The organism is Arthrobacter oryzae (assembly GCF_030718995.1).
Classification (GTDB): Bacteria; Actinomycetota; Actinomycetes; order Actinomycetales; family Micrococcaceae; genus Arthrobacter; species Arthrobacter oryzae_C.
Genome location: NZ_CP132204.1, coordinates 3,725,456 through 3,737,677 on the forward strand (window position 1 = coordinate 3,725,456; position 12,222 = coordinate 3,737,677).

General features: G+C 60.3%; 11 protein-coding genes and 1 pseudogene. 4 read left to right on the forward strand and 8 right to left on the reverse strand.

Annotated features, from left to right (window positions below; genetic code table 11):
* Positions 1–26: 26 nt before the first annotated feature.
* The 8 genes from Q8Z05_RS16980 to Q8Z05_RS17015 all read right to left on the reverse strand — a co-directional run bounded on the left by Q8Z05_RS16980 (position 27) and on the right by Q8Z05_RS17015 (position 6,944).
* Positions 27–962 carry a TolB family protein gene (locus Q8Z05_RS16980; protein ID WP_305940749.1) on the reverse strand — a complete coding sequence of 312 codons (936 nt, stop codon included), beginning with the start codon at positions 960–962 and terminating at the stop codon, positions 27–29.
* 76 nt (positions 963–1,038) lie between these two features.
* Complete coding sequence (locus Q8Z05_RS16985; protein WP_305940750.1) at positions 1,039–1,521, reverse strand: heme-binding protein; 483 nt, start codon at positions 1,519–1,521, stop codon at positions 1,039–1,041.
* The gene (locus Q8Z05_RS16990; protein ID WP_305940751.1) at positions 1,518–2,474 is read right to left on the reverse strand and encodes an aldo/keto reductase; all 957 of its coding nucleotides are present in this window, start codon (positions 2,472–2,474) and stop codon (positions 1,518–1,520) included. The genes Q8Z05_RS16985 and Q8Z05_RS16990 overlap by 4 nt, the downstream gene beginning before the upstream one ends.
* Before the next feature lie 13 nt (positions 2,475–2,487).
* A complete protein-coding gene (locus Q8Z05_RS16995; RefSeq protein WP_305940752.1) occupies positions 2,488–3,366 on the reverse strand; it encodes a TolB family protein in 879 nt (292 codons plus the stop codon).
* 35 nt (positions 3,367–3,401) lie between these two features.
* Positions 3,402–3,761: a tautomerase family protein gene (locus Q8Z05_RS17000; protein ID WP_305940753.1), complete on the reverse strand. Its 360-nt coding sequence runs from the start codon at positions 3,759–3,761 to the stop codon at positions 3,402–3,404.
* 25 nt (positions 3,762–3,786) lie between these two features.
* A complete protein-coding gene (locus tag Q8Z05_RS17005; protein ID WP_305940754.1) occupies positions 3,787–4,575 on the reverse strand; it encodes a carbohydrate ABC transporter permease in 789 nt (262 codons plus the stop codon).
* On the reverse strand, positions 4,568–5,557 hold the full coding sequence (locus Q8Z05_RS17010; RefSeq protein ID WP_305940755.1) for a carbohydrate ABC transporter permease: 990 nt from the start codon (positions 5,555–5,557) through the stop codon (positions 4,568–4,570). Before Q8Z05_RS17010 ends, Q8Z05_RS17005 begins: the two co-directional genes overlap by 8 nt.
* Positions 5,558–5,561: 4 nt before the next feature.
* On the reverse strand, positions 5,562–6,944 hold the full coding sequence (locus Q8Z05_RS17015; protein ID WP_305940756.1) for an ABC transporter substrate-binding protein: 1,383 nt from the start codon (positions 6,942–6,944) through the stop codon (positions 5,562–5,564).
* Positions 6,945–7,257: 313 nt separating this feature from the next.
* On the opposite strand from Q8Z05_RS17015, the gene Q8Z05_RS17020 reads away from it, so the two are divergent.
* The 4 genes and pseudogenes from Q8Z05_RS17020 to Q8Z05_RS21545 all read left to right on the forward strand — a co-directional run.
* Positions 7,258–8,484 (forward strand): ROK family protein, encoded by a 1,227-nt coding sequence (locus tag Q8Z05_RS17020; RefSeq protein ID WP_305940757.1) that lies wholly within the window; start codon positions 7,258–7,260, stop codon positions 8,482–8,484.
* 1,364 nt (positions 8,485–9,848) lie between these two features.
* Positions 9,849–10,844 carry a hypothetical protein gene (locus Q8Z05_RS17025; protein ID WP_305940758.1) on the forward strand — a complete coding sequence of 332 codons (996 nt, stop codon included), beginning with the start codon at positions 9,849–9,851 and terminating at the stop codon, positions 10,842–10,844.
* A 392-nt stretch (positions 10,845–11,236) separates the two neighbouring features.
* Positions 11,237–11,485, forward strand: coding sequence for a hypothetical protein (locus Q8Z05_RS17030; protein ID WP_305943606.1), 249 nt, complete (start codon positions 11,237–11,239; stop codon positions 11,483–11,485).
* 9 nt (positions 11,486–11,494) lie between these two features.
* Positions 11,495–11,721 (forward strand): annotated as a pseudogene (locus tag Q8Z05_RS21545) (transposase); the annotation flags it as partial.
* Between the last annotated feature and the right edge of the window lie 501 nt (positions 11,722–12,222).

Sequence of the window (12,222 nt, forward strand, 5' to 3'; positions counted from 1 at the left end):
TGGTTGCATGGACTCACGTATGCCGCCTACAGGACGGACGGGTACGCGAAGAACGCGAATCGCCTGCCGTCCGGCGCCCAGCTGTTGCAGTTCATTGTTCCCTGGCCGCCGAATAACGTCACGATGGTGCGTGGCTCGCCACCATCTGCGGTCATCATCCGCAACTCCACCTCCATGTCAGCGGGGTGGCTGATTGTGCCGGGAGGGTAGCTGATGTACACGAACTCCTTACCATCCGGTGTGAAATGCGGGAACCAATTGACGCGCGCGTCGAAAGTCAGTTGCTGCCGGTCCGTGCCATCGGGTCGCATCCTAAAGATCTGGGCGTGGCCCTTCACCGTGGCCGTCTCCTCGGAGTTGTAGTAAATCCATTTCCCGTCGCGGGAGTATTCCGGACCGTCGTAGTCGTTGACACCTTCCGTCACCTGGTTTTCCGGACCACCCGCCGCCGGTATGGTCGCGAGATTCCGCCGGGCGCGCGGCTCGTCTCCCTCCGGCTCGACCGACACGTAGGCGAGCGTCTCCTCGTCCGGCGAGACGCCGTGCAACCAATAGCTGTACCGTTGCTCCGCCGGGTGGACATTTGACACCCGGCGCACGTCGCCACCTTCAAGGCTCACACAGTACACATGGCCGAGAGCGCTGAAGTACACGCGCTCCCCGTCCGGTGAGAGCACGTGATCGTTGTTCACGCCCTCGACGTCGCCTATGTCGATCCGTTCAAGGTCTCCGGTTCCGTCGGCGAGTATCCTGCAGAGCTTCCCCTGGCTGTTGACCACCAGCCACCGGCCATCGGGCGTCCAATTGGGTGATTCGACGAGACGCTCCGATTGGTACACGAGCGTCTCTGTACCTTCTTCGACGTCGGCGATGATGAGCTGAGACACCTGATTAGGCTGCATGTCGTCTCTGCCCGGGTATCGAGAGGTCTGGAGGCCGCGGGAGTTTGTGGATGAAATCATACGTCTTCCTTTTATTTGGGGGAGTCCGAACGTTTATTGCGCGGCTAACGACATCAGGGAGACCAGCATTGGAAGGTCAGGGCCGAGGGTGGGCTGACCGTATCGCTTCCATGGCGACGTCGTGGTCCTCCCGGATCGATCCGACCAGCCCGGAGATGGCCACCGCGCCCACGGTGATTCCGGCTACGACGATCGGCACGGCGCCGCCGGCTATCGCGAATTCTTGTTGATCGAGCCAGTCGGGGGCATGGCCGGAGAGTTGGTGCCGGAGCACGAACTCGAGGCTCGGGATCTCGTGCCGCATCGTGGTGTTGATCTTTCGCCGGACCCAGTCGTCGTGCTCGGCGGTGGTCCCGGCGAACGCTGCGTGGAATACCCGCTGCGTTCCCCGGGACACTGCCACGACAATCGGCAGGTGATCGCGTTCTGCCAGCGCCGCGGCTGCTGATCCGATCCTTCTCGCGTCCTCGTGACCGAAACTCGTGAGCGTGCGCTCAGCTGCCTGACCTTGAATTTCCTTGAGCATCGTTTGTAGTTCGATGGCGTCCTGGCCGGTCATGGGTTTACCGGATCCAACCAATTCGAGGGTTCGGGTACGAGGTCCTCGACAGCGACCCAAAACTCCTCTGGAAGCTCGGCGTTGGCTGACGCGAGGAGCGTGTCAATTCGCTCAGGCTTACTGATGCCGACCACAGACATATGTATACGCGGATCACGCAAGGAGAATTGCAGCGCAGCGGTTGCAAGATCTGTACCCCACTCGCGGCACAGGGCTTCGAGCGCGAAGGCAGCGTCGACCGTCGCATCTTTGGCGGGGCGGTAGCCATACTTGCGTTGACCGTGTGGGTTGGCCAACAACCCCCCGCCCAGGTAGGCGGCGTTGACGACGCCCATCCCGGCCGCTGAGGCCCGGTCAAAGAGTGCTCCGGCGCTGCGGTCGACAAGGGTCCAGCGGTTGTGGTTGAGGAGCACGTTGAATACGCCCAGATCCAGGAACCGATGCATTACCTTGACGTCACCACCGGCCAGGCCGATCGCCCCGATGATGCCTTCACGTTGTAGCTCGACGAGCACTTCCACCGCGCCACCCGGGGCGTCAAGGCCCTGGTCGAGCGCAAACTCCGGATCATGGAGGTATACGAGTGGCAGCTTGTTGAGGCCGAGGCGGTCCATGCTCTCCTCAACCGATCGACGGACCCGCTCACCGGAGTAGTCGCCGTCTTTTGCGTCGGTCTTGGTGGCGATGAGGTAGTCGGCTGGCAGCCCTCCGGCGCGGGTGATTCCCTGTCCGATCCTTCGCTCACTATTGCCGTCCGAGTAGCCGTTGGACGTATCGATGACCCGCACAGGGCTGCGCAGCAGTTTGGTCACGAGATCCACTGCTTGTTCGGTGGGGACGTCATAGCCAAAGATCTCCGGCATGCTGCCAATGGGGCCGCCGCCGGCGGCGACGGCGGACACGGTCAAGCCGGTGGAGCCGAGGGGGCGCAGCCAATTCGTCTGCTGCTTCATGGTCATCTCCATTTCAGTTAATCGGGTATGCGACGAACGCGAAGCGTGAACTGTCGGGAGACCAGCTGTTGACATTGATGGTGCCTTGGCCGCCGAACAGCGGGTAGCGCTGGACGGGGGTCGACCAGTCCTCGGGGGACACGACGACGACGTCGACGTTTAGGTTTGGCGGATGGCCGAGGGTTCCGGCGGGGAAGGAGATATACACGGCCGAGCGGTTGTCCGGGGAAAGATGCGGGAACCAGTCGACTGTCTCGCTGCTGGTGAGCCGTTCGAGTGTGCTGGTGGTTTCGTTGATCCGTGCGAGCTGGGCATGTCCTGCCGCGGTGGTGAATCCCTCGGTGTTGAAGTAGATCCACTCGCCGTCAGGGGACCATTCGGGTCCGTCGATGTGTCGCGGTCCGGTGTCCGGTCGTGTGACTACGCCGCCGGAAACCGGCCATACGGCGAGTTTGCCGGGATCCCCGAATTCTTTCAGCTCGACGTAGGCGAGGCGTTTGCCGTCGGGTGAGACGCCGTGGAGGAAGTGCCACATACCGTCGTCCTGGCTCACACGTTCGACTGCGCCGCCGCTGAGGGCGGCGCGGTAGATGTGTCCGTCATTGGCCGAGAGGAAAATGTGGTCTCCATCCGGGTCCAGGACGTGGTCGTTGTTCAGTTCGGGGAGGCCGTCGTAGTGGATCTGACGGAGCCCTGACTCAGGGTTCGTGACGTCCAGTGCCCAAAGATGTCCGTTTCCGTTCAGGTAGAGGGTCTTGCCGTCGAGGGACCAGTTGGGTGCTTCGATCTGGAGTTCATCGGTCTCGAATAGGAGAGTCGGTTGGTTGTGGGCCGGTCCGCCGATGAATACCTGGGCGCGCTGGCCGTCGGCGAGTTGGGGGGCGAGTGACATGGGGAGTTCTCCTATGAGGGGGGAATTGGCAGTGCTTAGACGGGCTCGGGTGCATACCATGCGGCGCCCTGGACTTCGACGTGAACGAGAAGAAGGTTGTCGCGTTTGATTCCGAGGGCTGAGACTTCATCCACGATCGCGGCCATGGTGCGCTGCTTCTGGTCATCGTTGTAAACGTTCTGGGCGACCAGTTCGATGAAGATGATGTCGTCCCGCTGCTGGTTCGGGAACGTGGGGGAGTAGACGAGTTCGCCGGGTTCGTGGAGCCGGAAGATCTGGAACAGATCATCTTCAGGCATCTCGAAGCCGGTGACCATTCCGCGGAGGATGGCTGCGCTGATGTCAGCCATCTTCGGCTGGAGGGCGCGGTGCATGTCGATTCGTGCGTGAGGCATGGTGGTGGCTTCTTTCCTGGTTTGGCTACTTCAAAGCACCGGCCGCGAGGCCGCGCTCGAAGAACTTTTGAAGGCTGATGTAAGCGATGAGTACTGGCAGGGCGGTGAGTACCGCAGCGGCGAGGACCTTGGTTTGGTCGTTGTTGAATTGTCCGACGAAGTATTGCGGGACGAGGGTGATGGTCTGCTGTTCCGGGGTCTGCAGGAACAGTAGCGGGAGAAGATACCCGTTCCACGAGCTGATGAAGACCAGGACCACAATGGCGGCGACGATGGGGCGTGTCAGCGGCATGATGATATGGCGGAAGGCCTGCCAGGTGTTCGCTCCGTCAACCCGTGCCGCTTCGATCAGTTCGTCGGGGATGCCATCTACGAAGTTGCGGGCCAGAAGTACGGAGAACGGAATCTGCAGGGCCGCCGCGGGCACGACCACTGCCCAGAGAGAGTTGTAGGCACCGGCGGCCGTCACCGTGGCAAAGAGCGGTGCCAGCAGCACGACTTCCGGCAGCGTGAGCGCACCCAGGAGCATCCAGAAGAAGAGCTCCTTTCCGCGGATGTGCAGTTTCGAGAATCCGAACGCTGCCGCGAGCGTGCATACCAGCACGATCGCAAGGACCGCCACGGAAACGAGGACGCTGTTGATGAAGAATCGTGGCAGCAGCCCGAGCGACAGGACGGTGGCGTAGTTGCCCCAGCCGCTGCCGGCCAGCGAGCCCTGAACCATTGCGATGAGTGGAAACACGAAGGGAACCACCATGAGCGTCAACACGAGCTGGAGGGCTCCCCGGGTGTACCACGTACGGACCTCAAACACGGGGAGCCCCCTTTTCCTTGCCAGCGATGTTCAGGACGATGGCAACGCTCAGGGCGAGTACCAGAAGGACAATGGAGAGGGCGGCACCGTATCCGACCTGCGAGAGGGCAACGCTGACGCGGTAAATCTGTGTGCCCAGGAACTCGGTGCCGTAGGCAGGACCGCCCTGCGTGACCAGGAACGGCCAGTCGAAGGTTTTCAGTGAGCCGATCGCGGTGAGGATCGCCACTGCCAGGGTTGTCCCCCTGACACCGGGCCAGATGACGCTGCGGATGATCCGCAGGTTTCCCGCGCCATCGAGCCTGGCTGCTTCCATAATTTCGGTTTCGATCTGGCTCATCGCGGCGTAGTAGAGCACGAACACGACGCCGGTGGACTGCCAGATCGCCACCGACATCACCACGATGAGAGCTGTATTTTGATCTGCCAGCCACGCATAATCGAAATCCTGCAGGCCCAAAGCCTGGATGACCTGATTTAGCTGGCCATCCGGAGCGTAGATCTGACGGAAAACGGGCGCCATGGTGGCAGGGGCCAGGACCACGGGGATAAAGATCAATACTTTATAGACGACGCCCAGTCGAACTTTTGAATGCAGCAGGATGGCGAAAAACATGCCTAGTCCGACCTGGATCGAGAAGGTGACGACGAAAAAGATGCCTGTGTGCGCGATCGACTTCCAGAACACGGGATCCGCGAGGAGGCGCGTGTAGTTCTGGCTGCCGACCGGCACTGGCTGGGGGCTGGCACCATCCCAGCTCAGGGTTGAGATGTAGCCTGTATAGCCGATGCAGTAATACAGGACGCCGACCGAGACGACCATCGCCGGGAGGATCCACGGGAGTCCGAGGCGGCGGTCAACCCGCTTCCCCCGGACGTCCCGGGCGGTGTGCGGATGTCCGGGTTTGGGAGGTTGACTCTGCCGGTGACTGACGACTGGTGGTTGCTTCACGGTGGTCATCGCCGCGCTGGTCTTGCCCACTGGATTACTTGCTTACCGGGTTCGCGTCAGCCACGCGCTGCATGTCTTCCGCTGCCTGGCCGGGACTGCGCTGCCCTGTGAGCACCGCTTGGTTGGCATCGATCACGCCCTGGATATGGACAGCCGACAAACTCAACTGGCGTGGTTCGGTTGATTCCTGGGTCTTCTTTGCGAAGTCCTGCAGGAGCGGGGTCTGAACCTTGGGGTTGACCAGTTCGATCGTCTCCCAGGCGGCCTCTACGCCTTTCAGCGTTGGGATGGAGTCAACATTGTTGGCCACGGTCTGCTGGCCGGACTTGCTGGCACCGAGCCATAGGGCGAAAGTTGTTGCCGCATTACGCGACTTGGACTTGGTGTTGACTGCCTGCGCGGCGTCGGGATCGCTGAAGATCGTGCTGGGGTTTCCCTTGCCGGCGACATCTGGGAAGGGCACGGGAACAATCGTGATTTTCGGCGTGTCCGAGGGGACACCGGCGCCTGACAACGCTGCCCTGAGGCTGTTGACCGTGGCGTATTGCGAGTACCAGTAGCCCATCTGAACCATGGGGACTTTGCCGGTCAGGAATGCGTTGTTGACGTCCGGGTACTGCTGCACGCCGACGGCGCCTTCGTCGAGGATGCCGTTTTCCGAGAGCTGCTTGAAGATCTCCCACGCCTTGACCAGGGCCGGGTCCGTCCACTTTTTCTCACCACGGGCCGCGGCTGTGAAGGAACCGGGCTCAACGCTGTTGGCGATTGAGTGCAGAGTGTCGACATCGAAGCCGCTGCCGCCCACTCCCTCCTTGAAGCAGCCATGCCCGTTGGCCCGGAATGTCTCGCAAACGTTGACCCACTCCTCGAGCGTTGTAGGTGCGGCGAGGCCGTACTTGTCGAAAAGGTCCTTGTTGATCCACATGCTGCCGGCGCCTTGCTTCGCCCACGGGAAGGCCGCGAGCTTGTCTTGAACGGTAAAGGCGTCCACCATCGTCGGTGCGATCTGTGACTTCCAGTCAGCACCGAGCTTCTCCGTAATTGCCGAGGTGAGGTCCTGTGCATACGGCGCAAAAACACTGACCGGACCAACGGAACCGCTGGCAGCAACGGTGAAAACATCCGGGCCGTCGTTGGAAGCCAACGCCGGACGCAGCACGCCGGTGTAATCAGCGTTGGGCACCTTCTTGAAGGTCACCTTGATATCCGGGAACTCCTTATTGAACTCTGCGATCTCGCGCTGGGCCAGATCGTTATCCGGGGTCCAACTCCACCACTGGATACTTCCCGAGGTAGCGGATCCGCCGTCAGTGGACTGCGCCGGCGCGGAACAACCGCTCAGGGCCAGTGCGCTGGCGACCAGGACGCCTGTCGTTATTGCGGCTGACCGGGTCAGTCGACTCTTAGCTTGAAACATCCTTGTTCCTCCGATTTTGATGCCCCGTAGACGGGAGAAGGCCTCCGTCGGGCTTACGCCATCAACGGCGTCTCAAATGAGGATATGATGGAAGTCACAACTTAGCAATAGTTAGTTAAGAAAGTTCTGAGGAGTGTGCGGTGGGCTTGATAGATGTACTTTTGCAACCCGGCTCGCCATCCGTCTCTCCGGTCGGTGGGTGCACGGATGATGTTATTCGTCGGCGGAGATTTACGACCGCGCGCTGCCCTGGAGGCTGTTTCCGCCCGTTGAAAACGCGGCCGCGCTGGAGTGGTGTAGATTGCATGGCACCATGACAGAAACCTCTCCGCGCCGGCTCAAGGGCCGGTCCTACGCAGAGACGCGTAGTGCAGTGCTTGACCTCATACGCGCGAGCGAAAGCATCTCGCGGGTTGAGCTCTCGCAACTTTCTTCCCTCACTGAGGTGACGATCTCTAAGATTGTGAAGGAACTCCTTCTGGAGGGCATCGTCATTGAGGCCGGTCACGGCCAATCCACTGGCGGCAAGAGGCCGAGACTGCTCAAACTCAATACCGGAGTGCTCTACGCTGTCGGGGTTTCACTCGGTGTCTCAAGAATCGTCGTCGTTCTGTGCGGGTTGAACGGCAAACTTATCGAGCGGGTCGACCTTGCTGGAGTAGGCGATGATCCTCCGCCGCAGGTACTCGCCCGAGTCGCTGCCGCGGTCCAGAAAATCATCGAGGTACGCGGCATTTGGCGTGAATCTGTAGTCGGTATGGGTGTGGCCTCGGGCGGGCGCCGCCGTGGACCTTTGGGATGGGGAGCCGATCCCGAGGCGGCCCAAAACTGGGAGCAATTCGACACTGCCGCTGAGCTTGAGGGCCTGTGCGGGGTCCCTGTGCTCATAGAGAACGACGCAAATTCCGTTGCCCTTGGAACCTTCTGGGCAGGGGGTGCCAACGCTACATCTAACTTCATGACGGTATATATGGACCAAGGAATCGGCGCGGGCCTGGTGATCGGCGGGGCGATCTTTCGGGGCGCTTCAGATAATGCCGGGGAGATCGGACACATCGTCGTTGAGCCGGATGGGTTCGAGTGCTGGTGCGGATCCCGCGGCTGCCTCGAAACAGTCGGGCCGCCTCGCGGATTAGTGAAGCAGGTGGCCACCGATCCAGGTCTAAGAGCACTATTTGACGAACCAGAATCGGGGGACCAAGCCATTTATGAGCGAATTCTTGACGGGCTCGGCAAAGGCATGCCCCAAGCTGAGGCGCTGATCAGCCGGTCCGTACGCCGGGTCGCCGCCGTACTGCTTGGCCTGGCCAACACACTCGACCTGGATCGAATCCAGCTTGCCGGTCCCGGCTTCGCGGCGGCCGGGCCGCGATATGCGAAAGAACTGAAAAGGCTCGTCGAAAAGGCATCCTTCACTCGAGGAGTGCACCCCATCGCCGTGGAGCTCGGCGGCACAGGGCCGGACGTTGCTGCGCTGGGCGCGGCGTCGGTAGTGCTGCACAGCAGCCTCACGCCACATCATTTGTCGGTTCAGATCTGAACTCGACTGCGTTCATGAGCCTCTGGAGACGGTCGTTGTGAGCGGCAGATCTCATCAGTCCCATACCCGGGGCTCGTGGGCACTTGCCCTTCAGCCGGGCGCCAGAGGAACTAAACGCACGCCGTCGGCAGCGCGCCATGCGGGACAGGCCGCGGTCAAATTGACTCCTTGCCCTAGCGAGCGAGTGCTCCTGGGAGGATGTTGACCGTGCCGACGGCTTATGGGGCGTAGTTCCGCGATGTGAGTTGCTGTCGTTGGGCGCGGTGGGCTCCGCTATGCCGTTGGTGGCGCTCCACACTTCGTTGAGGCTGGACTGTCGGTTGGTTATGCGGGTTGCTGTTCTCTTCTCCAGAAGATGTTCGAAGGGAGGAATCCGCAGCCATGACGGTCGTCGATTTCCAGCAAGAGGGCCGCTCCCTAGTGAGCTATTTGTTCGGGACTGGTCAGGTTCCGGACGGCTTCACGTCGGAGCGAAAGCGGGCGCAAGACTCCACGAACCCGCCCTTTACGTCAGCCTCGTCGGGGCATCAAACGGCAAAAGAGAAGGTGTGCACAATGTGCACACCGTGGGCCATCGGATCGGGTCGTATATCGGCCGGACTGGGCCGGATTGGGGAGATTTTCGGGGGAGCGGCGGAAAATCAGGGGGAGTCCGGTTCGAGTCCCACCTTGGGCACAGCATGACCCCTCGTCAAAGGGGTTTTTGCTTTAATGTGTGGACATTGATCCTCCGCGGCCCCTCTGACACTGTTCCCGGCTTGGCTTGGTCTGGCGCCGCGGTCGCCTGTGAAGTTATGTGGGTGGCGGGATCGGAGCCCTGGCTGGTGGCCCCTCCGCCTGCTGGAATCGGGGGTTATGGGTTGTCCCTTCTTGTGTTTCCGGTGGCCAGTTGTTGGCGGTCACTGTGGTGACATGACGAAGCCGACTTTTCCTTGAGGATCTTCCTCGGATAGCTGCTTGCTGCGAACCAGGCAGAGGCGCTTATCGCGCGTTTGTCCGGCCAAACGGGGTGTGGACAGTGTCCACATTCTGTCCACGGGCGGCTTTTCGACCCGCATTTTGGTCCCTTTTTCTCAGGGTCGTGCCTTCGTTACACCACCGCTTAGACTATGGAAGTTGCCACATAAAATTGTAGTCGGGCATGGGTGTGGCAACTTCGAAACGAGGCTCAGGAATGCAGGGGGACAGTCCTATTGGACGCTAATTCCAGCGCAGCATTCGATCCGCGGATTCAGATTGTTGACACGGCGACAGGGAGCGCTCGACCGGTCGAAGCTGACAAAGTGCAGGGGCTCGACGACTTCATCCATGCATGGGAACCGCAAGTAGATACTCCATCTCCACTCAGCTTCGAAGGGTGGCAGATGACCGACGACGACCACCCAAAGGGTGGTGGCAAGCCCGCATATCGGCTAGTCCACAAGACGATCCGGACAGTCGTGGCGCCATCTCTTAGCGTTGACATGGATAGTTTGCGCCTCACGTTCGGAAATGGGGCAGTAACGCTCGGAGAACCAATATTTGAAGGAGCCCTTTCATCTAGGCGTCCTGGTCATTTTCTGCTGCCTGAATGGGGTTCCATCGAGCACGAAGATGGCTTTTTCCATTACCAGTACAAACCAAACGTTGGGATCCATGTAAGAGCGCATCAAACTGACACGCCAGTAGGGAATTACGTAGAAATTCTCTATGCCATCGGTGAGAGCAGCGACAGCAGTTATGAGGGAATGGTGGCCGCCGGACGTGCCGGTGTAGCGCCGCTCTTGGTCATGCTGGATCTGATGTTCGGGGAGCGGATGCTCGGGCCCCTCATTACAGAAGAAGTTGGCGAAGTCTTCGAGGACTGGCACTGGAACCGCATGTTAGGCGGTCGCACCGTCGCCTTAGAATCGCAGGCGCGGCCAAGCCTTCTGCCCGCCCAGGAAGTTTGGGGGCAGCTTGAACCCAAGATATCCGCCTACCTGGAACTAGATGACGTAAGCCGCCAGAGACTGAAGATTGCCGGACAGTGGTACTGGTTAGCCGAATCGCAAGCAGATCGGGTGATGGGTTTCATCTCGTACTGGCTGGTCCTTGAATCACTTGAACTTGGCGAGAATGCGAACATTGCACCCCTGCGGCGTAGGTTGGCGGCAATACTTGATGTAGATGAACACTTAGTCAAGGAACCTGTTGGTCGGTTAAATGGCATCCGAAGTGGCCTCGTTCACGGGTCGGTTCGCTCCGTTGATGAGAAGCAACTCGGCCGCGTTCGCACGCTGGCCGCCGCGGTTCTCAGACACCACGCCCTCGGTAGTTTGGCTGAAGCCGACATCGAACAGCTCCGAGGCGCGCTATTCCAAGGGCCCGCCCACAGTTAAAGTGCAGCTGCGTTCTGCGCAGTGATCGGCTGTCAAAAGGCTCTGGAACGCTAACTGCAAAGGCCACCAAGACTGGCGTAGGAGAAAGCGTTAGGGTCGCTAAGGGAGGTCCGCCCATTCAGGTTCGGGAGCCGGACGCTGAAGCGTGGACCACCCGCCTCTGGCGACGTGCCCGAAGGCTCGGTGGGTCTTGTGGAACAGTCACCGTTGCAGATGTCCGAGGAACGTCATGCGGTCCTCGAAGGAGGCAAATTGGATCCGGGTCAACGTGCCATAAGGCGGGCAGAGCCCCCTGAGGCAGGGGAGAGTTCATGCCGAACTGCATCCATGGCTCGCCTCGAGCCAGCCACCGGCATGAGAGCGCCTGGTGGCGCGACCACGCAGACCATCACATGAGATTCCTTCTGGACCCACAAGGCCCCTTCTTCAACTGCCACATGATAGAACAACTCGAGCCCGAATATTCCGAACAAAAGAAAGCACTCACCGATTGGTCCCCGGATGTGCGCTGCCAGGGAAGGGAGTGTCTGACTAGCGGTGGATTCAAGGGTTGGCCTGACACGCCGGGCGTTGCCTGGCGGGGAGGACTGATCATGAGCGGGACCATGTATCCCATGGCGACAGACGTGGATCAGCAATAGTTAGCGCAGCTGCTCCTGGCTCAGGCCAGGGAGCAGGGCATCGACCTCGTCGGCCCAGACGGGCTATTGAACCGGCTCACGAAAAACGTCCTGGAGACCGCTCTGGAAGCGGAATGGACGAACACCTCGGATACAGGAAACATGACGTGTCCGGGCGCGGGGGCGGGGACTCCCGCAACGGCACCCGCACGAAAACCGTGCTGACCGAGATCGGGCCCGTGGAGATCGATGTGCCGGCCCCGGCCCGCAATAGACGCTCGCCACTCATAATGTCCTGCGTATCACCGGCAAATGGATAGCATCCCCTTGTTTGCGCTTATCTGAGCGCACTTATTTATGGCGGACATTGATGTCCAAAACTCTAACGTGGCTTTACCCCGCTTTTCCGTTGCCAGCGCTCCTGCAAGCTGCTGCGCATCAGCCGTGTATTCCTGGCGGGCGGCAACGCCCATTTACTTTAGTCCAGTGTTGGAGGCAAAGGAAGCCTCGAGCAGCCGTGATGAACGACTTATTATCCGCGTAAGGCTCCCTAGTGGATTACCTTTAGCCGACATACATCGAGAAACAGAACGAAATGTCTCGCACCCAGCGTGTTCGTCGGCTAACGTTTGACTTGTCGTTCCGCCGAGAACATGTTATCGCGCGGCTTTTTACTATGGGGGAGGCCAAATGTCCCAAGTTCCAAACCTTGGATTGGAAGAATTGCGGGCACGCTTGCTGCGCGGACAGGCTGAGGG

What these genes read in the sequence shown, in the direction of transcription:
- Q8Z05_RS16990 (WP_305940751.1), bottom strand. Translation starts at nt 2,474, where the DNA reads ATGAAGCAGCAGACGAATTGGCTGCGCCCCCTCGGCTCCACCGGCTTG.
- Q8Z05_RS17025 (WP_305940758.1), top strand. Translation starts at nt 9,849, where the DNA reads ATGACCGACGACGACCACCCAAAGGGTGGTGGCAAGCCCGCATATCGG.
- Q8Z05_RS17000 (WP_305940753.1), bottom strand. Translation starts at nt 3,761, where the DNA reads ATGCCTCACGCACGAATCGACATGCACCGCGCCCTCCAGCCGAAGATG.
- Q8Z05_RS16985 (WP_305940750.1), bottom strand. Translation starts at nt 1,521, where the DNA reads ATGACCGGCCAGGACGCCATCGAACTACAAACGATGCTCAAGGAAATT.
- Q8Z05_RS16980 (WP_305940749.1), bottom strand. Translation starts at nt 962, where the DNA reads ATGATTTCATCCACAAACTCCCGCGGCCTCCAGACCTCTCGATACCCG.
- Q8Z05_RS17015 (WP_305940756.1), bottom strand. Translation starts at nt 6,944, where the DNA reads ATGTTTCAAGCTAAGAGTCGACTGACCCGGTCAGCCGCAATAACGACA.
- Q8Z05_RS17030 (WP_305943606.1), top strand. Translation starts at nt 11,237, where the DNA reads ATGAGATTCCTTCTGGACCCACAAGGCCCCTTCTTCAACTGCCACATG.
- Q8Z05_RS16995 (WP_305940752.1), bottom strand. Translation starts at nt 3,366, where the DNA reads ATGTCACTCGCCCCCCAACTCGCCGACGGCCAGCGCGCCCAGGTATTC.
- Q8Z05_RS17020 (WP_305940757.1), top strand. Translation starts at nt 7,258, where the DNA reads ATGACAGAAACCTCTCCGCGCCGGCTCAAGGGCCGGTCCTACGCAGAG.